Here is a 23287-nt window from a genome sequence, read left to right as displayed (position 1 = left end):
TCCGCAGCCCTGCCTCCATCCGAACTTAAGGAAGACCATGTCTCTTCTCGGTCCGCGCTCCGCGCGGATGACCGGCCTCCTCGTCACCGCCACCGCGGTGGCGGGCGGCCTCATCTCGGCCGGCTCCGCCCAGGCTCTCACGGGCCCCGAGGCGCCGGGCGGCCAGTACGCCTACGCCGCGAAGCTGAGCATCGGCGACGAAGCCAACAGCCGTGCCTGCACCGCGACTCTGGTGAACGCGCGCTGGGTGCTCACCGCCGCCGCCTGCCTCACCGCCAAGCCCGGTGACGCGATCACCGCCGGGCAGCCCGCGCTGAAGACGACCGCCACCTTCGCCGGCGGCCAGACCCGCGAGATCGTCGAGGTCTCCGCGAGCGCCGCCGACCGCGACCTGGTCCTGGCCCGCCTCAGCAGCGCCGTCACGGACATCGCCCCGGTCAAGCGGGCCGCCTCCGCCCCCGCCGCCGGCACCGACCTGACCTCTGCCGGGTTCGGGCGCACGAAGACCGAGTGGGTCCCCGGCAAGCTCCACACCGGCACCTTCACCACCAACACCACCGACGCCACCACCCTCAGCGTCACCGGCAAGGGCACCGACGCCCTCTGCAAGGGCGACACCGGCGGCCCGCTCCTCAACGCGGCCGGTGAACTCGTCGGCATCAACAGCAGGTCCTGGCAGGGCGGCTGCCTCGGCACCGACGCCGCCGAGACCCGTACCAGCGCCGTCTCCGCCCGTACCGACAACTTCGGCCAGTGGATCGACCAGACCGTCGCGCCGCGCAACGGTTCGCAGGTCTCCGTGCTCGCCGGTGGCGGCGGCACGATGTGGAGCCAGTCCGGGGACCTCGGATACGGGGAGTACGGAGAGGGCTGGGGCAAGGTCGACGGCCAGAACATCTCCCGTGTGACGAGCGCGCGCTCGGGCGAGTACCTGCGCGTGTACGGCATCGCCGGCGGCAAGGTCTACGGCCGCGACCTCAACACCCGTACGAACCAGTGGACCGTCTGGGGCGAGATCCCCGGCGGCGCGGCCGGCACGCGGGACATCACCGCCTCGATCGTCAACAACGTCGTGTACCTCCAGATCGCCGGTGCCGACGGCTCGCTGCACACCCAGGTCGGCGACTACAACGCCGGCCGCTGGAACAACGTGTGGACCCAGGTCGCCGCATCCGGCCTGACCAACGTCACCAGCGTCTCGGTCGGGAAGAGCGTGCGCCTGTTCGCCGTCGCCGACGGCAAGGTCTACGGCCGCGACCTCAACACCCAGAACGGCTCCTGGACCGGCTGGGGCGAGCTGCCCGGCGGCGCCGTCGGCGTCAAGGACATCGCCGCCAGCCTCGTCGGCAACAACGTCGAACTCCAGATCATCGGCGCGGACGGCGCCGTCTGGATGCAGTACGGCAACTACGACGCCGGCCACTGGAACGACGTCTGGACCCGGGCCGGCGGCAGCGACCTCACCCGCCTGAGCAGCAGCCCCGTCGGGAAGAGCGTCCACGTCTACGCGGTCGGCGCTTCCGGCAAGGTCCTGAACGCCACGCTCGAAAGCGGCCCCGGCACGTGGACGGCGTGGAAGGAGCTCCCGGGCGGCCTCGCGGGCACGGCCGACGTCAGTGCCTCGGCGCTCGCGGCGCCTACCAAGGTCAACGTGGCGGCGGGCAGCCAGAGCACCCTCTGGAGCCAGAACGGCGACCTCGCCACCGGTTCCTTCGACGCCAAGTGGGCCCAGGTCGGCGGCGTCGAAGTCACCCGTCTGACCAGCGTCACCGTCGAGAACTACGTCCGTTACTACGGCATCGCCGGCGGCAAGGTCTACGGCCGCGACCTCAACACCAGTACGAACCAGTGGACCAACTGGAGCGAGATCCCCGGCGGCGCCGCGGGCGCCAGGGACATCACCGCCGCGATCGTCAACAACGTCGTGTACCTGCAGATCGCCGGCTCCGGCGGCTCGCTGCACACGCAGGTCGGCGACTACAACGCGGGCCGCTGGAACACCACCTGGGGCGACGTCTCCGCGTCCGGCCTGACCAGCGTGACCAGCGTCGCGGCCGGTGGGAGCGTACGCCTGTACGCCGTCGCCGACGGCAAGGTCTACGGCCGCGACCTCAACACCCAGAACGGCTCCTGGACCGGCTGGGGCGAGCTGCCCGGCGGCGCCGTCGGCGTCAAGGACATCGCCGCCAGCCTCGTCGGCAACAACGTCGAGCTCCAGATCGTCGGCGCCAACAGTGGCCTGTGGATCCAGTACGGCAACTACAACACCGGCCGCTGGAACGACGCCTGGGCCGACGCCGGCGGCACCGGCCTCAGCCGGGTGACCAGCACCGCGTCGGGCAAGAACGTGCACGTCTACACGGTCGGCGCCGCCGGCAAGGTCCAGGGCTCGATCCTCGAGAGCGGCCCCGGCACGTGGACGGCCTGGAAGGAACTCCCGGGCGGCCTCGCGGGCACGGCCGACGTCACCGCCACCACCAGCAAGTAGCGCCGAGCAGAACGGCCCCGCCCACCCAGGACGAACATCTCCGGCGGGCGGGGCGGTTCAGCAGGTGACCGGACCCACAGGGGTGTCGTGCCGATCAGGTCGGACCGGGGTGCGCTCCGGCAGGTCCGCCCGGTCGGGGGCGGTCGGCAGGGCCCGGGAGATCGCGACCAGCAGGCCGCGGTACTGGGCTTCGGCCGAGCGCAGGGCGACCGCGGCGAGGACGCTCTGGTCCTCATCGGCCGGGGACTCCCGCGCGCGGTCGTGCGCCGCCGCCTTGAACATGGCGGCGAGCCCCAGGGCCACGGCCTCGCGCTCCTCGAAGCCGTCCTCCTTCGCCCGGCGATGCGCGAGCCGGCGTACCTCGTCCGTGCAGTAGGCGCACAGTTCCAGCATCCAGTCGTGGATGTTGGTCATCCGGTACACGAGCAGCTGTTCCGGGCCGGAGTACCAGGGCGTGGTGAGCAGCACCCTGTTGCTGGAAGCGGCGGCCTGGTGCCGGACGAGGCGCCACAGCGGCCTCAGGGCGATGACGGTCAGGAACGGCTGCCAGACCCGCTCGATCAGCCGGGGGCCGAAGACCGGTACGAGAAATCCGAAGCCGATCATCACCCCGCTGATCGAGATGAAGGGTGCCACGCTGTCGTTGAGGGCGTCCCAGTCCCGGTCGGCCCAGCGGGCGACGATGGCGGTGAGTTTGAAGCCTCCGAAGATGATGTTGGCCAGGGAGGCGAGGACGAGGACGAGCAGCCCGACCCGCAGCGAACCGTCGACCGGGGTCCTTCCCTCCCTCCCCTTGTTGCTGCTGATGTCCAGGGTCCAGTCCCAGCAGACCACCGTCGTGGCCAGGGCGGCCACGACATAGGCGAGCAGGTAGAGGACGAGCATCTCGCGGATGAAGGGGGTGGTGGCGTAGTAGGTGTCGAAGTCCCGCGGCCGCTCGACCGGCACCTCCCCCAGGCTGAACAGGCCGACGATGGCCGCGATCACGAGGCAGCAGCCCAGGATCCAGCCGCGTACGCGCTGTCGTGTGCCGGTGTCCGCCCTCGAGTCCCCTCGCCAGTGCTCCGTGAGCACCAGGCAGGCACAGGAGTACGCGGTGAGGATGCAGTGGACGAGGAGGGCCGAGAGGTTGCTGATCCCGCTGAGCCGGTTGACCAGGCTGACGGTGGGTGGGGCGGAGAAGACGAAACCCGCGCACGGAAGGAAGATCACGAAGTTCACCGTGCGGACCATCGGGCTGCGCCACCCTCTGAGGAGGGCGGGCAGTTTCGCCAACAGGGCCACGCCCAACACGGCTGCGGGTATGTAGTAGTTGACGCCTTCTTGCACGGTCAGCCTTCCAGCGATGCCCAGATGCGGCCCGCCACGCCGCCTTGGGGCGTACTGCTGTGTGTCCCTTCCAGATAGGGACGGAACTTGGCCGCCAGCAGGCGGCCGAACTTCTCCGCGCGCCGTTCCTCGTCGAGGTCGGCGTCCGTACGCGCGGCGACGTACGCGACCGCGTCGCCGATGCTCCACCGGTCTCCGAGCATGCGTGCCGCGGCGGCTGCCCCGGCTCCGCTGCCGTGATGACCGCAGCGTCCTTCCTTGCGGTGCCACAGCTCGTGTCCCAGGATCACGATCTGGTGCAACGGCGAGGTGTTCGCCTCCACCGCGATGAGGTCGTAGTCGCCCATGTCGAGCCAGAGTCCGCTGACCGTGTCGGTCGGGAACGACTCCATCATCAGGCGGACTTCGCGTCCACTGCTCTCGGTCAGATACGCACAGATCGCCTGAAACAGGTCCCGCGGTGAATCCGGGATCGGCTGCACCACCCCCGTGAACAGCTCGTCTCGATGCCGCTTCATATCGCGGGAGATGCCCACCGCGTCCCACCCGTCTTTCCCCACCGGACGCACCAGTTTCCCCCTGATGCGTCGTGTTCCTTGCTCACCCGCCGACAGGCCGCGGCTCCCCCGAACCGCGGCTCCCTGTCAATCCTGTCCCACAGACCCGTCCGCGGCGGCCCGGGCCTCACGCGCCCGCTCCTCGCGCGACCGCCGGGCAACCGATTCGATCAGGGCGATGATGGGCTGCGCGGTGTCGTCGGGTACGTCGGCCAGCGCGCGGGCAGCGTAGCCGACGACTCCGAGCTCGGAGGAGAGGTATGCCGCCGGGTCGGTGCTCTTCAGGCGCTGGAGGTCTTGGTCCTGCTGCTCGACGGTCCGTTCGAGCAGGTCTTTGTGGATCTTTTGCAGGACCCGGTCCAGGGCCTCGGCGGGCGGGGCCACCAGGAACTCGATCTTCTCGCCGAAGAAGCCCGCGATCCCGGCCGCGTGATCGAGGTTCGGGGCCTTGCCTGTCTTGATCATCTTGTCGAGCCACTGCGCGCTGGTGCCCGCGCCGGCCGCGATCTCCGCCAGCGAGTACACCCGTCGGCTGCCGTCCGGGGAGGTGCGCAGCCGTGTGGCGCGCAGGAAGAGGATCCGGTCGACCACTTGGCGGTGGCGCTCCTCCACCGGATCCGGTGCGGGCGCACCGGCCGTGACGCGCGGCACCCGCTCTCCGCGGAGCAGCGCCTCCACGTCCGCGACGGGCAGACCCGACGCGAACGACAGCCCGGCCTCGCCTTCGACCCGCAGCACGTCCGCGCGGTCGAGCCCCGCGCGCTCGAGCAGCGGGACGATGCGCTTGACGGTCTCGACCGGGTCCGCGAAGGGCTTCTCACTCACGCATACTCCCGCTGGACTCTGGCCTGGTTGCGAACGCTCCTGCGCACGCGACAGTAACCACTCCGCCAAGGGTAAGCAACCAAGGATTATGTCCGATCAGCTTTGGTTGAAGGGAATTGGACGCGAAGGCCGTGAGTATGACCGAATGGTCACAGGTTGCAACGGGAGGAACGGCGCGGGTGGGCGCGGCATCTATCCCGTCGGCGGGGTGCGCTTCGGCGTGCCCGCCGGACGGAATCGTGGAGAGCCGGCGGACGGCCGCCGGATGTGAACAGCAAGGCGGCGCAGGGATGAAAGCGGTACCGGTGACGGGTGGCCCCTCCGAGACTTCGGAGACCGGGGCAACGGCCGAACGCAAGCCAGAGGCGGCAGTGGCCGCGGATCCCGGGGCGGATCCCGGGGCGGATCCCGGGGCCGGGTGTGCGGGCGAGGCCGGGGGTGTGGGCGAGGCCGAGGCCGGGACCAACGCCGCGGCTGGGGCCGGGGCCACGAGTGGGACCGATACCGGTCCCGGGACGAACGCCGAGGGCGAGGCTGAGACCGGAACCGGGACAAACGCCGAGGCCGGTGCCGAGACCGAGACCGACACCAAGGCTGAGAGCGACGCCGAGCCCGAGGGCGAAGCCGGTACCGGGACCGAAGCCGAGGGCAACAGCAAGCCCGAAGCCGGTGCTGTGGCCGAGGCCGGTGCCGAGGGCGAGGCCGAGGGCGAGGGCGAGGGCGAGGGCGAGGCCGAGGGCGAGAGCCAGGCCGGGACCAAGACCGAGGGCGACGCCGCGACCACGACCGGGACGAACGCCGAAGGCGAGACCGAGACCGAGGCCGAGGCCGGTGCCGTGGCCGAGGCCGGTGCCGGTGCCGAGGCCGAGGTCGAGGTCGAGGTCGAGGTCGAGGGCGAGGGCGAGACCGGGACGGACGCCGGGACTGAGGGCGAGGCCGGTACCGAGGGCAAGGGCGAGAGCGAGACCAAGACCGAGGCCGGTACCGAGGGCGAGGGCGAGGCTGGGGCCAGGACCGGGGCCGGGGGTGACCCTGGAGTTGAGGTTGAGGCCGGGGGTGTCCGCGCGGTGCCGGAGGCGGATGCCGAGCGGACGAGCCGGTTCGTGGCGCTGAAGCCGCTCGACAGCCCCGCACCCACCGCCCCGGCAGAGCCGGAGCGGCCGCAGCGGCCCGAGCCCGCTGTGGTGGAGCCGACCCGGGAGGCCCCGCTCCCCCCGCTGGACCTGCTGGCCGAGCTCACCAACACCGCTCCCCCGCCGGAGACACCGCGGCGGACGCTGACGCGCCGGGTCAAGGTGTGGACGCCGATCCTGCTGCTGCTCGCCGCCGCCTTCACCGGCGTCCAGCTGGCGCGGCCCCTGCCCGCGCCGGACGTCGTGTCCGCCGAGTCGGTCCACACCCTCGACGGCGCCCTCTCGCTGCCGTGGCCCGCCCAGGGCCAGGGCGCCATCCGCATCCCCGGCTCCGGCGACATCGGCACGTTCGGCGAGCAGAAGCCGGTGCCGACGGCCAGTGTGGCCAAGGTGATGACGGCGTACGTGATCCTCAAGGATCACCCGCTGGGCAAGGCCGAGGCGGGCCCGCAGATCACGATCGACGCCAAGGCCGTGGCCGACGGCACCTCCGAGAACGAGTCCCGGGTGAAGGGACTGGTCGAGGGGACGAAGTACAGCCAGCAGGACATGCTCAAGATGCTGATGATCCCCTCGGGCAACAACATCGCCCGGCTGCTGGCCCGGTGGGACGCCGGCAGCGGTTCCGAGGCGCCCTTCGTCGCGAAGATGAACGCCGCGGCCGCGGAACTCGGCATGAAGGACACCACGTACACGGACCCCAGCGGTCTGGACGCGGGCACCGTCAGCACCGCCGTGGACCAGCTGAAACTCGCCGAGGCCGTCATGAAGTCCGACGCGTTCCGCGCGGTCGTCTCGCTGCAGAGCGCCACCATCCCCGGGCTGCCCGAGCAGCTCGTCAACAACAACAGTCTGCTCGCGGAGCGCGGCCTGAGCGTCATGGGGATCAAGACCGGTTCGAGCACGCCCGCCGGCGGAGCGCTGATGTGGGCCTCGTACAAGAGCGTCGGCGACGACACTCCTCTGATCCTCGGCACCCTGATGGAACAGCGGGCCGAGGGCGCCGACCCCAATGCCCTGCGCAGCCTCGCCCTCGTGCTGGCGAACAGCAAGAAGGTCATCGAGTCGGTCCGCCAGGGGCTCACCTCGGCCCCCGTCATCCGCCAGGGACAGGTCGTGGGGTACGTGGACGACAAGCTCGGCGGCCGCGCGCCGCTGGTGGCCGCCAAGGACCTGAACGTGGCCGGGGTACCGGGCCAGCAGCTGCGGGTTTCCCTCAAGGCCGGCGCGACGCCGGTGCCGCACTCCGCGAAGGCCGGCGCCGAGATCGGCGTACTGACGGTCGGCGACGGGGAGGGGGCCAAGAGCGTGCCGGTGGTGGTGCGGGACGGCCTGCCGGAGCCCTCGTTCGGCGCCCGGCTCACCCGGCTCGGCTGAGGCGGGGACGGGACCTCGCCCGCGGCCCCCTCAGCGCATGACGCGCGGCAGACGCAGGCTGAGGAGGGCCGTCAGGGCGATCAGTCCGAGCTGGACCAGCAGGGTCACGGCGAGGGCGTCCCGCATGCCCGTCGACGGGATCAGGGCGAGGAAGAGGCTGCCCAGGGTCGCGACGCCCAGGGCGAGGGCCGACTGCTGGGTGGTGATCATGACTCCGCCGCCCACCCCGGCCCGGTCGGCCGGTACGTCCGAGAGCATCAGCCGCATCAGCACCGGCAGTTGGAGCCCCTGGCCGAGGCCGGCGACGGCGACGCCGGGGGCGAGTGCGGCGAGCCCGAGGTCCGGCCAGTCGCGCCGGACGGTGAACAGGATCAGGGCCACGCCCACGCCCTGGAGCACGCTCCCCGCGGTGACGACGCGGCTGCCGTAACGGCCGACCAGGCGCGGGCCGGCGAGCGAGGCCGCGAAGAAGGCGGCGGCCATCGGCACCAGGGCGAGTCCGGCCGTCACCGGACCCATGCGCAGACCCTGTTGCAGGGCAACGGCCATCACGAACATGAATCCGCTGAAGCCGATCGAGAACGGCATCACCAACACCAGTCCGCGCCGCAGCGATTCCAGGCGCAGCAGGCTCGGCGGCACCAGCGGGGTACGGCCGAGCCGGTCGGCGCGGTGCTCGGTGCGGTAGAAGGCCACGGCGGCGAGCGGGAAGACGGCGAGCGACACCCACGTCCACAGCGGCCAGCCGGTGGCCCGGCCCTCGGTCAGCGGCAGCAGCAGGGATACGAGCGACAGCGCGAGCAGCAGCGTGCCCGGTACGTCGACGGAGGCCGGGCGCTCCGAGCGGGTCTCGGGGACGGAGCGGACGGCGAGCACCAGCCCGAAGATCGCGACGGGGACGTTCACCAGGAACACCGAGCGCCAGCCGAAGCCGGCGACGTCGGCGGCGACCAGGACACCGCCCAGGATCTGCCCGAACACCATGGACAGCCCCGCGGTGGCGCCGTAGAGGCTCATCGCCCGTGCCCGGCGGGGGCCCTGGGTGGTGGCCTGGATGGTGGCGAGCACCTGGGGCAGCATCAGCGCGGCGGCGGCTCCCTGGGCCACCCGTGCGCCGACCAGCGTCCAGGCGGTGGGGGCCAGGCCACAGGCGAGCGAGGTCAGGCCGAAGGCGGCCATGCCGATCAGGAAGAGCCTGCGGCGGCCGGCCATGTCGCCGAGGCGGCCGCCGAGCACCAGCAGTACCGCGTAGGCGACTCCGTAGCCGCCGACGACCAGCTCCAGCATGGCGGGCCCTGCGGCGAGGTCGCTGTCTATGGCGGGCAGCGCGACGTTGACGATGAAGAAGTCGATCAGCGGGAGGGCGGCGCCCAGCAGCACGGTGAACAGCCCGAGGGAACCCAGCACCGCTCCGTGGCGGATGACGGGGACCTGGCCGGTGCCGGTCCCGGTGCCGGTGTCAGTTCCTGGGCCGGTGCCGGTGCCGGTGCGGGTGCGGGCCGACGGGGACGAGTGGGGCGTGGCGATGGTTGTTTTGCTCACGAAGCGAAACGATCCTCCCACCCTCAGCCTGGTACCAGAGTCTTCTTATCCTGGTATCAGGAGTACCTGGCATCCGGCTGAGCGGTGCGGCACCCTGGATCCATGACCACTGTGGCTCCTGAGAGCGACGTACGCCGGCACGAGCTGGCGGAATTCCTGCGCAGCCGCCGTGAGCGGATCACTCCCGAGCAGGTCGGGCTCGTACGGGGCCGCCGTCGTCGTACGCCCGGGCTGCGCCGCGAGGAGGTCGCGCAGCTCTCCGCCGTCGGCGTCACCTGGTACACCTGGCTGGAGCAGGCCCGGGAGATCCAGGTGTCCCCGCAGGTGCTGGACGCCTTGGCGCGCGCCCTGCTGCTGGACGCCAGCGAGCGTACGCACCTGTTCTCGCTGGCCGCCGCCCTGGACCCGGCCCCGCACACGCAGTGCCCGAGCGTGACCCCGGCGCTGCGGGCGATGCTCGACCAGCTGGACCCGCTGCCGGCCTGCGTCCAGAACAGCCGCTACGACATCCTCGCGTACAACACGACGTACGGAAGGCTGCTGTGCGATCTGGACAAGGTGCGGCCCGAGGACCGCAACTGCATGTGGCTGGCGTTCACCGACCCGGACTGGCAGGCGGCCGTGGTCGACATGCCGGATGCGCGGCGGTTGATGGCGGCCAAGTTCCGGGCCGCGATGGCCGAGCACCTGGCCGAGCCCGCCTGGAAGACGCTGCTGGCGCGGCTGGAGTCGGCGTCGGCGGAGTTCCGTGAGGTGTGGGCCCGGCACGAGGTGGTCGACCAGGGCGGGAAGGTGAAGTACATCCGCAATGCCCATGTGGGTCTGCTGCACGTGGAGCACACCAATCTGTGGCTGGGGCCGGCGGCTGGTCCGCGGCTGATGACGTACGTCCCGCTGGACGCGGAGACGCGCGAGCGTCTGGAGCGCCTGCGGGACCTGTCGCCCGCGGCGGTCTGACCCTCCGCGGCCTGACGCCTCCGCGGTCCGACGCCCCCGCGCCCGGGTCCGCTCCGGGCTGCCCTGAACTCGTCTTGACTGCGGGCGGCCGGGCCGAAAGCACCTCGGCGGACCCGGGGCACGGGTGACGATGACGGCCACCCCGTACTTCCTGATCCGACAGGAGCGCGCCTGTGACCAACCCCGCCGAGCCCGTCGACCCCTTCCTCCCGTCCCCGCTGCACGACCTGATGTTCGGCCACATCCACTCCGCCGCCCTGCGGGCCGTGGTCGTCCACCGGATCCCCGACCACCTCTCCGAAGGCCCGCGCACCGCCGAGGACCTCGCCTCCCGTACCGGCACGGACGCGGGCGCCCTGCGGCGCGTCCTGCGGCTGCTCGCGAGCCGCGGCCTCTTCCTCGAGGACGACCGGGGCGCCTTCCGGCTGGAGGAGGACGGGCAGCCGCTGCGGACCGACGTGCCGGGGTCCCAGCACGCCGGCGTGGTGATGATCACGGACCCGATGTTCGCGCGGTCCGCACCCCGGCTCCAGGACACCCTGCACACCGGGCAGCCGTCCTTCGACCTCGTCTACGGCATGCCGTTCTTCGAGCACCTGCAGAAGTCCCCCGAGGACCGGGCCACCTTCGACAGCGGCATGGCGGCGTTCTCCGGCGCCGAGGACGAACTGGTCGCGCAGAGCTACGCGTTCCCGGCGGACGCCCTGGTGATCGACGTGGGCGGCGGTCGCGGCGGGCTGCTCGGCGCCGTGCTGAGCCAGGAGCCGTCCCTGGCCGGCGTGCTCTTCGACCAGTCGGCCACCGTGGCCGAGCACGTCCTGGACCGGCCCGGACTCACCGGGCGGTGGCGGACCGAGGGGGGCGACTTCTTCACCGCCGTGCCGTCCGGCGGCGACTTCTACCTGCTCAAGCACATCCTGCACGACTGGAACGACGAGGACGGCCTGCGCATCCTCGGCTCGATCCGCCGGGCGGCGGACACCGGCGCCCGGCTGCTCGTCGTGGACTCCGTACTGCCGGGGAACAGTGCGCCGCACCCCGCGCTGGAGCTGGACATCGTCATGCTGATGGCCCTGAAGGGCCGCGAGCGCACCGCCGCCGAATTCGAGTCGCTGCTGGACCGGGCGGGCTTCCGGCTCCAGCGGATCCTGCCTACTCCGGGCCTTCCCGCGATCATCGAGGCCGTCGCGGTGTAGATCGACGCCGCTCGTCGCCGCTCGACGCCGCTCGACTCAGGTCGTCCGTTCCGCGCGACCAGGAGTCGACCGGGCAGGGGTGCACAAGCGTTTACCCTGGGGTGAACGCTTGTGCACCCCTGCCCGTATCGGCGTCTGGAGCCTCATGAACCCAGCGATACCCGCGCGGCCGACCTTCGTCGTGCCCGTCCTCGCCTTCTGCGGCGTCGTGGTCGCCGTCATGCAGACCCTGGTCGTCCCCCTGCTGCCCCACGTCCCGGAGCTCACGGGCAGCACCCCGGCGGCCGCGGGCTGGCTGGTCACCGTCACCCTGCTGACCGGCGCGGTCTTCACCCCCGTCCTCGGCCGGGTCGGCGACCTGTACGGCAAGCGCCGGGTGCTCCTCGCCTCGCTCTGGGTGCTGACCGCCGGCTCGGTCCTGTGCGCCGTCAGCTCCGACATCGGCGTACTCATCACGGGCCGCGCCCTGCAGGGGGCCGCGCTCGCCGTCATCCCCCTCGGGATCAGCATCATCCGCGACGAGCTCCCGGCCGAGCGCGTCCTGCCGTCGATCGCGCTGATGAGCTCCTCGCTCGGCATCGGCGCCGCCGTGGGGCTGCCCGTGGCCGCTCTGGTCGTCGAACACTTCGACTGGCACACGATGTTCTGGGCCTCCGCCGGACTGGGCCTGCTGGACGTGCTGCTCGTGCTCTGGATCGCCCCTGTCTACGACACGTCGTCGCGGAGGGCGCCGGGACGGTTCGACACCGTGGGCGCGCTGGGGCTCGCCGCCACTCTCGTCGGCCTGCTGCTGGTGATCACCCAGGGCCCGGAGTGGGGCGGGGCCGCGCCGCGCACGCTCGGCCTGCTCGCCGGATCCGTCCTGGTCGGCCTGGTCTGGGGCCGCTACGAGCTCCGCCACTCCTCCCCCATGGTCGACCTGCGGGTGTCCGCCCGGCCGGCGGTGCTGCTCGCCAACGTCGCCGCCCTCCTCATCGGCTTCGCCTTCTACGCCAACTCCCTGGTCACCGCGCAGCTCGTCCAGGAACCGGTCGCGACCGGCTACGGACTCGGCGCGTCCATCGTGGAGAGCGGCCTGTGCATGCTGCCGGGCGGGCTGGCGATGGTCGCCCTGTCCCCGGTGTCGGCGCGGCTCTCCGCCCGGTACGGGCCCCGGACGGCGCTCGCGGTCGCCGCCGCCGTCATGGCCGCCGGGTACGTCGTACGGTTCTTCACCAGCCACAGCCTCTGGCCGATCGTCGCCGGGGCCACGGTGGTCGCCTCGGGCACGGCCATCGCGTACTCGGCGCTGCCCGCGCTCGTCATGCAGGCCGCGCCGGTGAGCGAGACCGGCGCGGCCAACGGCCTGAACACCCTCATGCGCTCGGTCGGCCAGGCCTGTTGCAGCACCGTGGTCACGGTGGTGCTGGCCCACGTCACCTTCCGGGCGGGCGGCCGGGAGGCACCCACGCTGCACGCCTACCTGCTGATCTTCCTGATCGCCGGCGGTACGGCGCTCGCCGCGCTGGGCGCCGCGCTCCTGCTGCCCGCGCGGCGGCCTGTACGGTCGCAGGACCGCCGCCGCACCCCGCGGCCCGCCGCACAGGAGAGCGCATGAACCCTGCCGAGGACCCCGCCGCGGGTACGGGAACCGGCCGCGACGCCATCGTCCGCGCAGCGCGCCGGGCGTTCACGCTGCGCCCGTACGCGGAGGTGACCATGCGCGGCATCGCGGCGGACGCGGGTGTCAGCCCGTCGCTCATCGTGAAGCGGTTCGGCAGCAAGGAAGAGCTGTTCGACGCGGTGACCGACTTCCGGGCGGCGGCCGACGCCCTGCTCGGCGCGGAGCCCGCCGACCTGGGCCGGCACCTGGTGCTGACCACGCTCCGGCTGCGCGAGGACCTGCAGGGCGACCCCCTGCTGCGCGTGGTGTTCTCCCTCGGCATCGAGGACGAGCGGACCCGCCTGCGCGACCGCTTCCGCGAGCAGGTGACCGCCCGCATCGCCGGCCTGCTCCCCGGCCCGGAGGCGGAGCTGCGCGCGGAGCTGATCGCCGGCCTGCTGCTGGGGCTCGGCGCCACACTGAGCCTCCACCGCCCCGACGGCGCGACACCCCGTACGTCCCCGGAACGCCTGGCGGACCTGTACGCGCCCGCACTCCAACGCCTCGTGGACGCCCCGGGGCGGGTTGCGCCCCCGTCGGCCTGATTCGAGCCAAATCCGCCCCGTGTGCCCGGCCACGGTCACATCTGTCCGCCGCGCTCCGTCATGGCTCTGGCAACAACCTGAAGATCCTGAAAGGAAGCCGGCCATGGAAACACGTTCGACCACCCCGGAGGGGACGCTGCGCTCGCGCCTCTCCAACCCTGTTGACTTCGTCCCCGAGATCGAGGACGTGGCCGGGCTGCTGTACAAGGCCACCGCCAACCAGTCGGTGCCCCGGACCACGATCGGCCTGGTCCACCTCCGGGCGGGGCAGATCGTCGGCAACACCTATCTGACCGTCATGCACTCGGATCTCCTGCGCAAGGGCGGGGAGAGCGAGGAGCGGCTCGCGGCGGTGGCGTCCTGGCGGGACGCGCCGTACTTCACGGAGGCCGAGCGTGCCGCGCTCGCGCTGGTGGAGGCCGTGCTGCATCCGACCGTTGACGGCGAGAGGGTGTCCGACGAGCTGTTCGCCGAGGCGTCCGCGCACTACGACGCCAAGGCGCTGATCACGCTGACGGTCGCGATCGGGCAGGTCAACTTCTTCATACCGCTCGCCGTCATCGGCAAGCCGCTCCCCGGCAAGTCGCCGGTCGAGCAGTGGACGTAACAGCGGCCGGATAGTGGGCCGGGGCGGGGTGCGCGGCACGCGTGGCCCCACCCCGGACCCGGCCCACGGCGGAAGATCGGCCCGCGGGCGGCCGGGCAGGTCGCCGCATTACCCGACGAACCCCTCGTCCCCGTAGCGGACTTCGGCGCGGTTCCAGTCGACTCCGAGCGCCGCCGTGATCTTGCGGGCGAGCGGGAGATCGCCGAGCGGGGCGATCAGGACGAGCCGTCCGTCCGGGGTGACCGGGCCGCCGCCGAGCCGGTCGCGGGCCTCGGGGTCGGCGAGGAGCGCGTCGCGCAGGCGGGTCGCGCTGACGCCGTCGGCCCGGATCTCCACCGCGTCGGTGTCGGGAGAGGTGCGCGGCGGACAGCGGAAGGTCAGCGCCGACTCCTCTCGGTACTGCTTGCGGCCGTCGGACAGCCCGTGGCGGGTGACGACGGAAGTGCGCCGCCCCGCCACGGATGGCGGCTTGCGGATGACACCTGCGGCCGGATGACCGGGATCTCGCCCCCTCGCACACCGCGACCCTAAACGGGGAGTGCTCCCCACTTCCTGCTATCGTCGGCCACTCAAGCGGGGAATGTTCCCCGTTTCCGTGAGAGGGAGGAATCGCCATGCGCGCCGCGACACTCGGGGACCTGGCACCCGCGGGCACCGACGTCACCCTCGACCCCTATCCCGTCTACGCGGCCCTGCGGGAAGAGGGTCCCGTGCACCGCATCCTCGTCCCCGAATCCGGAGAGACCTGGCTCGTCCTCGGCCGGGACGAGGTGCGCGCCGCGCTCACCGACCCTCGGTTGCGCAACGACATCCGCCACTCCTCCTCGTGGCAGGACGACGGCGGCCACGCCATCGGGCTCAACATGCTCCAGACGGACGCGCCCCGGCACACCCGGCTGCGCGCCCTGGTGGCCCGCGAGTTCACCGCCGGTCGCGTCCAGGCCCTGCGCCCCCGCGTCCGGCAGATCGCCGACGCACTGCTCGACGCGCTCCCCCGGTCCGGAACCGTCGACCTCGTCGCCGCATACGCCCTTCCCCTGCCGCTGACGGTCATCTGCGAACTGCTCGGCGTACCGGCCGCGGACCAGCAGGACTTCCGTACCTGGTCGAACGAGATCGTGGCGCCGGCCTCGCCCGAGGCGGCCGGAGCCGCCGTCGCCGAGATGACCGGCTACTTCGCCGCGCTCATCCGGCGCAAGGGCGGCGCCGCGGCCGGCGGGGCCGCCGGAGCTCCCGGCGGCGGCCCCAGCGGTGATCCCGGCGCCGCTCCCGGCGCGGACCTGATGGGCGCGCTCGTCACGGCATCCGCGCGTGAGGACGGGCTGTCCGCCGAGGAGCTGCTCGGCATGGCCTTCCTCCTGCTCGTCGCCGGCCACGAGACCACCGTGAACCTGATCTCCGGCGGCCTGCTGAACCTGCTGCGCCACCCCGACCAGCTCGCCGCCCTGCGCGCCGACCCGGGCCTGCTCGACGGCGCCGTCGAGGAGATGCTGCGCTACGAAGGACCCGTCACCGCGGCCGCGTTCCGCTTCGCCGCCGAGCCGGTGGAGATCGGCGGCACCCTCGTACCCGCCGGCGACAGCGTGATGCTCTCGCTGGCCGCGGCCTCCCGGGACCCCCGGCACTTCCCCGACCCGGACCGCTTCGACATCCGCCGGGCGCCCCGGGGCCACCTGGCCTTCGGCCACGGCATCCACCACTGCCTGGGGGCGCCGCTCGCCCGCGCCGAGGGCTCGATCGCGCTCGCGACCCTGTTGCGGCGCTTGCCCGACCTCGGCCTGGCCGCCGCGCCCGACTCCCTCGCCTGGCGCTCCGGCACGATGCTCCGGGGGGTGGCGGCGCTGCCGGTGCGCTGGACCGAGAGGGGGTGAGACCCGCTCCGGGGAACGGAGGGCCCGGAGCGGGGGGGGTGCACCCAGCATGTCAACGACCGCGCGCAGAATCGGTTCCGCACCTCGGTGGGCGGGTTCCGGCGGACCGGGCGGCCGATGGTACGTGCATTCGCCACCGAGCTTTGGATTTGGCGCGGAACCGACGGCTTCCACACCCCCGCCGACGGCAGACTGGGCAGATCAGCGGCCCCCGACAGCGAGGATTGCCCGTGCCCGTCCCGATCATCATCGACTGCGACCCCGGACACGACGACGCCCTCGCCATCATGTTGGCGGCGGCCGACCCCGCGGTGGACCTGCTCGCCATCACCACGGTCGCCGGCAACCAGACCCTGGAGAAGACGACGCTCAACGCCCGCCGCGTGTGCACGGTGGCGGGGATCACCGACGTACCCATCGCGGCCGGCTGCGACCGGCCACTGCTCCAGCCGCTGGCGGTCGCGGACGACGTACACGGCGCATCAGGGCTGGACGGACCGGAGTTCCCCGAGCCCACGGTCGACGTCGTCCCCGAGCACGCGGTGGACCTGATCCACCGGATCCTCATGGAGCACCCGGAACCGGTCACCCTGGTGCCGACGGCTCCGCTGACCAACATCGCCCTGCTCCTGACCCGCCACCCCGACAGCGCGGCCCGCATCCGCGAGATCGTACTGATGGGCGGTTCCACGGAGCGGGGCAACCGCACCCCGGCGGCCGAGTTCAACATCCACACGGATCCGGAAGCCGCGGACATCGTCTTCCGCAGCGGCGTGCCCGTCACCATGTGCGGGCTCAACGTCACCCACCAGGCGCTGGCCACACCGCAGGTACTGGCCCGCTTCGAAGGACTCGGCACCGAGCTCGGGCACATCTGCGCCGAATTGCTGGCGTACTTCGCCTCCGCCTACAGCCGCCTGTGGGGCATGCCCCACCCCCCGCTGCACGACCCCGTCGCGGTGGCCCGGGTCATCGACCCGGCGATCGTGGCGTGCGTCGACGCGAACGTCACGGTGGAACTCCACGGCGAACACACCCGAGGGGCCACGGTGGTGGACCTCCACCAGTACCTGGGCCGTCCGGTGAACGCCCGGGTCGCGGTGACGCTCGACACCGAACGCTTCTGGGACCGCATGGTCGCCGCCGTCACGGCCCTGGGCAGCCGGCGCACCCCGTAGCCCGACGCCGTAGCCCGACGCCGTGACCCGACACCGCGGGGCGCGGCCGGGATCAGCCCGCGACGGGGTACATCAGGCCGCGCCGGCCCTCCGGTGAGGTCAGCCACTGCAGCTTCTCGGCCGTGTCGGTGTCCGGAAGCGGGGTGTGGAGCACGATCGACAGGTCGGGGCGGGCCGGGACCCGCAGTTGGGTCGACTCCACGCGCAGCCCGCCGACGACGGGGTGTTCGATGTGCTTGCGGAGCTGGCCCCCGGGCCGGACGTCACCCCGCTCCCACAGGGCGACGAACTCCGGGCTGAGCTCGCGCGCCTCCTCGAGCACCGCCTGGAACCCCTCGTCCTCGGGGTGTTCCGAGCAGGCAGCACGGAACTGGGCCACCACGTCGCAGGCGATCTCCTCCCACTGCGTGGAACGGGCCCGGTACAGGGGGTCGGTGAAGAAGGCGATCAGGCAGTTCTGCACGATCTCCGGACGCATCCCGAACACCAGCGCGGCCGCGTCGTTGTACAGCACCGTGTTCCAGTACGAGTCCATGATGTGCGCGGGGAACGGCATCCAAGCGTCGATCAGCCGCTTCAGTCCGTCGCACATGTCCCGGTCGCCCGGCGCGACCTCCAGGGCGGGCGGGTTGAGTCCGGAGAGCACGTAAAGGTGCCGGCGCTCGGCGCTGCTCAGCCGGAGCACCCGGCTGACCGCGTCCAGGACGTGCGAGGACACGGTGATGTCGCGGCCCTGCTCCAGCCACTGGTACCAGGAGACCCCGACCCCGGCCAGCACGGCGACCTCCTCGCGGCGCAGGCCCGGGGTGCGCCGGCGGGCCCCGCCGTCCGGGAGCCCGGCTTCGGCCGGACTGACCCTGGCGCGCCTGCTCATGAGGAACTCGCGCAGTTCCGTCCGCCGGTGTTTGTCGATCGGTGTCGCCACGAAATCCCCCTGTCGGCTGCCTGGTGGTGCCGGCAACAGGATAAGTTCCCACTCTTCACTGACCTTCCCGTGCCACGAAGGTAGTGGCCATGGCGATCGACACACACACGACAACCGACGTGCCGCACACGGCGGCTCCCGGCAACGACCGGCTCTCCGGCCGGGCCAAGCTGGTCCTCTTCGTCCTCTGCGCCGCGCAGTTCATGGTGGCCCTCGACTTCTCCGTACTGAACGTGGCCCTGCCGGCGCTCGGCAAGGACCTGGGCCTGAGCCGGTCCGCGCTCCAGTGGGCGGTCACCGCCTTCGCACTGCCGTCCGGCGGCTTCCTGCTCCTCTTCGGCCGGATCGCCGACCTCTACGGCCGCAAGAAGCTGTTCCTGACCGGCCTCGCGGTCTTCGGCGCGGCCTCCCTGCTCGCGACCCTCGCCTGGGACCCGGCGTCCTTCCTGACCGGGCGCGCCCTGCAGGGCCTGGGCGCGGCGGTCATCGTGCCGACCGGCATGTCCCTGCTGACCACGACCTTCCCCGAGGGCCCGCTGCGCGACCGGGCGCTCGGCATCTCCGGCACCCTGCTGTCCCTCGGCTTCACCATCGGCATGGTGCTCGGCGGTGTCATGACCGACACCCTCGGGTGGCGCTCCACGATGGGCCTGCTCGCGGTCGCCGCGGTGATCGTGCTGCTCCTCGCCCCCGGCCTGCTGCCCGAGTCGCGCACCCCGCAGCGGCCGCGTCTGGACGTACCGGGCGCCGTCACCGTCACGGGTGGTCTGCTCGCGCTGATCTACGCCCTGTCGACGGCGGCCCAGCGCGGCTTCGGCGGTGCGGACGTGTGGGGCACGCTCGTCGCCGGACTCGCGCTGCTCGCCGCGTTCGTGGTGGTGGAGTCGCGGTCCTCGGCCCCGCTCGTGTCCCTGCCGATGCTGAAGCGGCGCACGGTCGCCTGGGGCAACGTGGCCGGGCTGGTGACGTTCTCGATGATGTCGACGGTCGTGTTCGTGCTGACCCTCTACCTCCAGGAGACGCTGGGGCTGTCGTCCTTCCGGACCGGTCTGGTCTTCGGCGTCCAGGGCGTCGCCTCCGTCTTCGCCGGTACGTACGCCCCGAAGGTCATCGGCCGCTTCGGCGCCCGCCGCACGCTCGTCGCCTCGCTGCTCGGCCAGGGCCTGTTCACCGCCGCCCTGCTCGCCGTGGGCAGCGGCTCCGGCGCCCTGGTCGCGACCGTCGCCGTGTCGGTGGCCAGCATGTTCCACCTCGGCGCGATCATCTCGTACGGGGTGACCGTGACCAGCGGCGTGCCCGACTCGGAGCAGGGCCTGGCCACCGGCCTGGTCACCACCACCCAGCAGGTCGGCCTCACGATCGGCATCCCGCTGCTCGGCGTCCTGGCCACCACCCGGGCCTCGCTCTTCGACGGCGTGCGGACGGTCCTCGCGATCGACGTCGCGATCGTGGTCGCCGCGGCGCTCCTGGTGGCGATCGGCCTCGGCCGCCGGAAGGCCTGAGCGCGATCGCAGCAGACTCCGAAGCGGGCCGGGCCTCGTGCCCGGTCCGCTTCGGCGCGGGCGGGGCGGGGCCCGGCCGGCCGGGTGTCAGCCGGCGGCGGGCGAGACGGCGCCGATGGCGTCAGTGACCCGAGGCCGGGCGGATGGCGTTGCGCCAGACGGTCACGTCCAGCGTGATGTATTTGCTCGTCGAATCCTCCGGCGAGAACCCCTGGACCGTCAGGAGTCCCAGGTGGCCCGCGCCGGTGATGACGCAGACCTGCCGCCCCTTGGAAAGCTTGTTCACATAGACGGTCTGGCTGAAGCGGGTGTCCTCGCGGCACGCGGCCAGTGACCCCTCCTGCCCCGGGTCGAGCAGCACCAGCTGTCCGCCTTCGCTCTCGGCGTCGAGGTACCAGCCGGTGTCGTACGAGAGCTCGTACCCGCCGTCCTCGCCTTGCTGGGGGCGCAGCGGTTCGTCGCTGAGCGTCAGGTGGTAGCCGGCCGTGAGGTTCACGCCCTTGTACTCCACGGGCTTCGGGTCGGCCTTGGCGCTCGGCTTCGAGGAGCCCTGCCCGGCGCCGGCGTTGCCGGACCCGGACGGGGTTCCGCCCTGCGCCTGCTGCCCCTTGCCCTGGTCTTTGTCCTTGAGCATGACGTACGCCGTCGCGCCGGCCCCGGTGAAGACCAGCGCCGCGGCGAGGGCGATGAGCGCGCCCCGCCTGCCCGAGCGCTGGTACGCCGGGGCCGGCCCGTAGCCGGGCGGCGGGGTGGCCGCCGATGGCGGGGCGGCCGGGCGCACCGGCGCGGTGGGCGTGTAGCCCACGGACGGCGCGGCGGCGGGCGGCGGCGGGGTCTGCACCGGCGCGGGGGCGGCCGCGCGGACCGTGATGTCCGCGGCGACCGGAGCCGGGAGCCAGTCCTCGGGGCGGCGCAGCACCGTCTCCGCGTTCGCCGCCTGGCAAAGCGCGATGATCTCGCGGATCGACGGCCTGGCGTCGGGGTCCTTGGCCAGGCAGCGGGTGACCAGTTCCGTCAGCCGCGGCGGCACCCCGCTCAGGTCGGGCTCCTCGTGGACGATCCGGTAGAGGACACCGTGCGAGGTCCCCTCGCCGAAGGCGGGGGACCCGGTGGCCGCGTACGCCGCGACCTGGCCCAGCGCGAAGATGTCGGTGGCCGCGGTGACCCGGCGCCCCGCGGCCTGCTCGGGCGCCATGAACGAGGGGGTGCCGATGGTGACACCGCTGCCGGTGAGGGAGGTGGCGTCGGCGGCGTAGGCGATGCCGAAGTCGATGACCCGAGGGCCGTCGGCGGCGAGCAGCACGTTCGACGGCTTGAGGTCGCGGTGCACGATGCCCGCCCCGTGGATGACGTGCAGCGCCTCGGCCATGCCGGCGATGAGCAGCAGCACCGCCTCGACGGGCAGCGCGCCGTGCGCGACGACGGCATCGGCGAGCGAGGGGCCCGGTACGTACGCGGTGGCCAGCCAGGGCTGCGCGCCGTCGGTGTCGGCGTCGATCACGGGTGCCGTGAACAGGCCCTGCACCCGCTGCGCGGACTGCACTTCCTGCGCGAACCGCCGCCGGAAATCGGGGTCTTCGCCGAATTCGGGCCGGATCACCTTGATGGCCACGGGCCGTCCGCCGGGCGTGTACGACAGGTAGACCTTGCCCATGCCGCCCGCGCCCGGTCTGGCGGCCAGCCGGTACCCGGCGATGGTGGTCGGGTCGTCCCCCGCGAGCGGCTGGAAAACCTGCGGGAGCCCGCCCCGGTGCGACTGCTGACCACTCGTCAATTCATGTCTCCCAAGCAGGACCCCCGATCTCGAAGGGCACCCTGCCCAACGACTTGGCCGAACCCGCCGCCCACGGCGGCGGGTGATTGTTAGCCTTCGTGGACACTGCGCTGTGCCATGGGGAGGCAGTCGATGCGGTCACGCCTGGTATTCGTCCACGGGATCGGCGCCACCCGCGAACCGGCCCGCGAACTCGCCGCCTGGACCGGGGCGCTGGCCGTCGGGATGGCGGAGGCCGGGCACTCGGAGGCCGCCCGCGAGCTGTTGGCCGGCGGTCTGGCCGAGTGCGTGTTCGCCCACTACGCCGACCTGTTCGGGCCCGGCCGGGCCCAGGGCGGAGCGGGGCCCGACGTCACCGGCGACGCGGAGGCCGAGATCCTCTCGGAGCTCCTGGTCGCCTGGGTGGACGGCCTGTCCGAGGAAGAGGAAGAGGCAGAGGCAGAGGGGAGGGACGAGGACGGCGACGAGTGGAACCGCCGGATCCTCGACCACGCCCGAGCCCAGGCCGCGCCGAGGAGGCAGGAGCAGGGAAGCCTGGAGGTGGTACGCCGCGCGCTCAACGTGGCGACCACCGTGATGGCCCTCAAGCCCTGGGGCCCCGCCGCCCGGTGGATCACCCCCAAGCTGATGGTGGGCCACCTGACCCAGGTGGCCCGCTACCTGGCGCGCGCGGAGGCCGGCCCGGACGGCGCCGGACTGGACCGCCGGATCCGCGCCCGGGTCGCCGAGGCGATCGGGGAGGGACCCGCCGTGGTGGTGGCGCATTCGCTGGGGACGATCGTCGCGCTGGAGGCCCTGCACGAACTCACCGCGGTCACCCCCTTGTTCGTGACCCTGGGCTCGCCGATCGCCATGCGGACCCTGGTGTGGCCGCGGCTGCGCCCCCAGCCTCCCGGCGCGCCCGAGAACGTGGCGGGTTGGCTGAACTTCTGGGACCGGGACGACATCATCGCCGTACGGCCCCGCCTGGAGCGGGGCGTACGCGCCAACCGCGCGGGAGTCGCCCCGGTCAGCCGGCGCGTCGACTCCGACGGCACCTGGGTCCACTCCGCCGAGAAGTACCTCGCCCAGCCGGCCGTCGCCGGACCCGTCGCGGAAGCCCTGGCCCGGCCGGCGGGAGGACGCGCCGACCGCGGTGACCTGGGATGAGAGGCCCGCCTGGAAGAGGCGGCCGACGGACTGTACGAGGCGCTCGCGGACCCTTCGCTCGGCGCGGGCGAACCCGGGTTGCCGGACGGGCGCACCGCCCTCGTCACCCACGACGGGCTCACCAGCCGGATGGTCCGGGACACGGTGGACGAGGCGGTCCGGTACGGGGCCGAGCACCGCGCGGCACTCGTCCTCGCCTTCCTCGGTCACGGCTTCAACCCGGCCGCAGCAGCACGCTCCACAGCACCGACCTTCGTGCCGCACCATCCGCCTTGGATGCCGCCGATCCGCCCGGGGCCGGCGTGACCGCCGCTCGGAACGGCTACGACCACCAGAGCAGGGCGGCGCGGTCCCGACTGAGCGAGCAGCTGGCCCGAACGGCCCCGAGTAGCGGCCGGCCGGTTCACAGGGCCCGGCGCATGACCGTGCGGGGCCACCGGCTCAGGCCGTGTTCCGCCTCGCGGTCCCAGATCGCCCGCAGGCCGGCCGGGAGCCCGTCCGGGTCGAGGGTCCGGAATCCGCAGCGCGTGTAGTACGGGGCGTTCCACGGGACTTCGGTGAAGGTGGTGAGGGTGAGCGCGGGCGCGCCTTCGGTCGCGGCGCGGACCGCGAGACGCTCCAGCAGGGACCGGCCGATGCCGCGGCGCGCGCTGTCCGGGTGCACCGACACCTGCTCGACGTGGAGGTTCC

The 23287-nt window shown here is 72.5% G+C and carries 19 protein-coding genes and 1 pseudogene; 12 read left to right on the top strand and 8 right to left on the bottom strand.

What is annotated here, in order from left to right; translation table 11 throughout:
- The first annotated feature begins 37 nt into the window (after window positions 1-37).
- The gene (locus tag ACFWB8_RS14130) at window positions 38-2488 is read left to right on the top strand and encodes a trypsin-like serine protease (protein ID WP_385225704.1); all 2451 of its coding nucleotides are present in this window, start codon (window positions 38-40) and stop codon (window positions 2486-2488) included.
- Between the two features lie 57 nt (window positions 2489-2545).
- Here ACFWB8_RS14130 and ACFWB8_RS14125 read toward each other — a convergent pair whose 3' ends face one another.
- From ACFWB8_RS14125 to ACFWB8_RS14115, 3 genes are all read right to left on the bottom strand, one after another.
- The gene (locus tag ACFWB8_RS14125) at window positions 2546-3817 is read right to left on the bottom strand and encodes a DUF6545 domain-containing protein (RefSeq protein WP_385225702.1); all 1272 of its coding nucleotides are present in this window, start codon (window positions 3815-3817) and stop codon (window positions 2546-2548) included.
- 2 nt (window positions 3818-3819) lie between these two features.
- Entirely contained in the window at window positions 3820-4353 is a 534-nt protein-coding gene (locus ACFWB8_RS14120) for a toxin-antitoxin system, toxin component (RefSeq protein ID WP_385225700.1), read from the bottom strand.
- 108 nt (window positions 4354-4461) lie between these two features.
- Window positions 4462-5199 (bottom strand): hypothetical protein, encoded by a 738-nt coding sequence (locus tag ACFWB8_RS14115; protein WP_385225698.1) that lies wholly within the window; start codon window positions 5197-5199, stop codon window positions 4462-4464.
- Window positions 5200-5639: 440 nt separating this feature from the next.
- Here ACFWB8_RS14115 and ACFWB8_RS14110 point away from each other — a divergent pair, with 440 nt between their 5' ends.
- The gene (locus ACFWB8_RS14110) at window positions 5640-7709 is read left to right on the top strand and encodes a serine hydrolase (RefSeq protein WP_385225696.1); all 2070 of its coding nucleotides are present in this window, start codon (window positions 5640-5642) and stop codon (window positions 7707-7709) included.
- Window positions 7710-7739: 30 nt separating this feature from the next.
- Here ACFWB8_RS14110 and ACFWB8_RS14105 read toward each other — a convergent pair whose 3' ends face one another.
- On the bottom strand, window positions 7740-9131 hold the full coding sequence (locus tag ACFWB8_RS14105; RefSeq protein WP_385225797.1) for an MFS transporter: 1392 nt from the start codon (window positions 9129-9131) through the stop codon (window positions 7740-7742).
- Window positions 9132-9353: 222 nt separating this feature from the next.
- On the opposite strand from ACFWB8_RS14105, the gene ACFWB8_RS14100 reads away from it, so the two are divergent.
- The 5 genes from ACFWB8_RS14100 (at window position 9354) to ACFWB8_RS14080 (ending at window position 14198) form a co-directional block, all read left to right on the top strand.
- Window positions 9354-10208 (top strand): helix-turn-helix domain-containing protein, encoded by an 855-nt coding sequence (locus ACFWB8_RS14100; RefSeq protein ID WP_385225694.1) that lies wholly within the window; start codon window positions 9354-9356, stop codon window positions 10206-10208.
- A gap of 173 nt (window positions 10209-10381) precedes the next feature.
- Complete coding sequence (locus tag ACFWB8_RS14095; RefSeq protein WP_385225692.1) at window positions 10382-11404, top strand: methyltransferase; 1023 nt, start codon at window positions 10382-10384, stop codon at window positions 11402-11404.
- Between the two features lie 145 nt (window positions 11405-11549).
- Window positions 11550-13001, top strand: coding sequence for an MFS transporter (locus tag ACFWB8_RS14090; RefSeq protein ID WP_385225690.1), 1452 nt, complete (start codon window positions 11550-11552; stop codon window positions 12999-13001).
- Window positions 12998-13591, top strand: a complete 594-nt coding sequence (locus ACFWB8_RS14085) for a TetR/AcrR family transcriptional regulator (protein WP_385225688.1) — start codon at window positions 12998-13000, stop codon at window positions 13589-13591. The genes ACFWB8_RS14090 and ACFWB8_RS14085 overlap by 4 nt, the downstream gene beginning before the upstream one ends.
- A 103-nt stretch (window positions 13592-13694) precedes the next feature.
- Complete coding sequence (locus ACFWB8_RS14080; RefSeq protein ID WP_385225686.1) at window positions 13695-14198, top strand: carboxymuconolactone decarboxylase family protein; 504 nt, start codon at window positions 13695-13697, stop codon at window positions 14196-14198.
- A gap of 108 nt (window positions 14199-14306) precedes the next feature.
- Here ACFWB8_RS14080 and ACFWB8_RS14075 read toward each other — a convergent pair whose 3' ends face one another.
- Entirely contained in the window at window positions 14307-14657 is a 351-nt protein-coding gene (locus ACFWB8_RS14075) for a hypothetical protein (RefSeq protein ID WP_385225684.1), read from the bottom strand.
- Between the two features lie 155 nt (window positions 14658-14812).
- Here ACFWB8_RS14075 and ACFWB8_RS14070 point away from each other — a divergent pair, with 155 nt between their 5' ends.
- Together ACFWB8_RS14070 and ACFWB8_RS14065 are read left to right on the top strand one after the other, a co-directional pair.
- Window positions 14813-16069: a cytochrome P450 gene (locus ACFWB8_RS14070; protein ID WP_385225682.1), complete on the top strand. Its 1257-nt coding sequence runs from the start codon at window positions 14813-14815 to the stop codon at window positions 16067-16069.
- A 230-nt stretch (window positions 16070-16299) separates the two neighbouring features.
- Window positions 16300-17247, top strand: coding sequence for a nucleoside hydrolase (locus ACFWB8_RS14065; protein ID WP_385225680.1), 948 nt, complete (start codon window positions 16300-16302; stop codon window positions 17245-17247).
- Window positions 17248-17299: 52 nt separating this feature from the next.
- Here the strand turns inward: ACFWB8_RS14065 and ACFWB8_RS14060 are convergent, their stop codons facing one another.
- Window positions 17300-18121 (bottom strand): helix-turn-helix transcriptional regulator, encoded by an 822-nt coding sequence (locus ACFWB8_RS14060; protein ID WP_385225795.1) that lies wholly within the window; start codon window positions 18119-18121, stop codon window positions 17300-17302.
- Window positions 18122-18261: 140 nt separating this feature from the next.
- Between ACFWB8_RS14060 and ACFWB8_RS14055 the strand changes: the two genes are divergently transcribed.
- The gene (locus ACFWB8_RS14055; protein ID WP_385225678.1) at window positions 18262-19674 is read left to right on the top strand and encodes an MFS transporter; all 1413 of its coding nucleotides are present in this window, start codon (window positions 18262-18264) and stop codon (window positions 19672-19674) included.
- A gap of 121 nt (window positions 19675-19795) precedes the next feature.
- Here ACFWB8_RS14055 and ACFWB8_RS14050 read toward each other — a convergent pair whose 3' ends face one another.
- Complete coding sequence (locus tag ACFWB8_RS14050) at window positions 19796-21448, bottom strand: serine/threonine-protein kinase (RefSeq protein WP_385225676.1); 1653 nt, start codon at window positions 21446-21448, stop codon at window positions 19796-19798.
- Between the two features lie 132 nt (window positions 21449-21580).
- On the opposite strand from ACFWB8_RS14050, the gene ACFWB8_RS14045 reads away from it, so the two are divergent.
- Window positions 21581-22597 (top strand): hypothetical protein, encoded by a 1017-nt coding sequence (locus ACFWB8_RS14045; RefSeq protein ID WP_385225674.1) that lies wholly within the window; start codon window positions 21581-21583, stop codon window positions 22595-22597.
- 78 nt (window positions 22598-22675) lie between these two features.
- On the top strand, window positions 22676-22903 hold the full coding sequence (locus tag ACFWB8_RS14040) for a hypothetical protein (RefSeq protein WP_385225672.1): 228 nt from the start codon (window positions 22676-22678) through the stop codon (window positions 22901-22903).
- A gap of 97 nt (window positions 22904-23000) precedes the next feature.
- Here the strand turns inward: ACFWB8_RS14040 and ACFWB8_RS14035 are convergent.
- Window positions 23001-23285 (bottom strand): annotated as a pseudogene (locus ACFWB8_RS14035) (GNAT family N-acetyltransferase); the annotation flags it as partial.
- Window positions 23286-23287 lie beyond the last annotated feature (2 nt).

The organism is Streptomyces sp. NPDC060031 (assembly GCF_042736805.1).
Taxonomy (GTDB): Bacteria; Actinomycetota; Actinomycetes; order Streptomycetales; family Streptomycetaceae; genus Streptomyces.
Note: the sequence above shows the minus strand (reverse complement) of the source record. Positions and strands in the feature narration are given on the sequence as shown.

Bases quoted from the DNA above. Each gene is read 5' to 3' on its own strand.
- ACFWB8_RS14130 (WP_385225704.1), top strand. From the start codon at position 38: ATGTCTCTTCTCGGTCCGCGCTCCGCGCGGATGACCGGCCTCCTCGTC.
- ACFWB8_RS14060 (WP_385225795.1), bottom strand. From the start codon at position 18,121: ATGAGCAGGCGCGCCAGGGTCAGTCCGGCCGAAGCCGGGCTCCCGGAC.
- ACFWB8_RS14045 (WP_385225674.1), top strand. From the start codon at position 21,581: ATGCGGTCACGCCTGGTATTCGTCCACGGGATCGGCGCCACCCGCGAA.
- ACFWB8_RS14055 (WP_385225678.1), top strand. From the start codon at position 18,262: ATGGCGATCGACACACACACGACAACCGACGTGCCGCACACGGCGGCT.
- ACFWB8_RS14085 (WP_385225688.1), top strand. From the start codon at position 12,998: ATGAACCCTGCCGAGGACCCCGCCGCGGGTACGGGAACCGGCCGCGAC.
- ACFWB8_RS14070 (WP_385225682.1), top strand. From the start codon at position 14,813: ATGCGCGCCGCGACACTCGGGGACCTGGCACCCGCGGGCACCGACGTC.
- ACFWB8_RS14090 (WP_385225690.1), top strand. From the start codon at position 11,550: ATGAACCCAGCGATACCCGCGCGGCCGACCTTCGTCGTGCCCGTCCTC.
- ACFWB8_RS14100 (WP_385225694.1), top strand. From the start codon at position 9,354: ATGACCACTGTGGCTCCTGAGAGCGACGTACGCCGGCACGAGCTGGCG.
- ACFWB8_RS14080 (WP_385225686.1), top strand. From the start codon at position 13,695: ATGGAAACACGTTCGACCACCCCGGAGGGGACGCTGCGCTCGCGCCTC.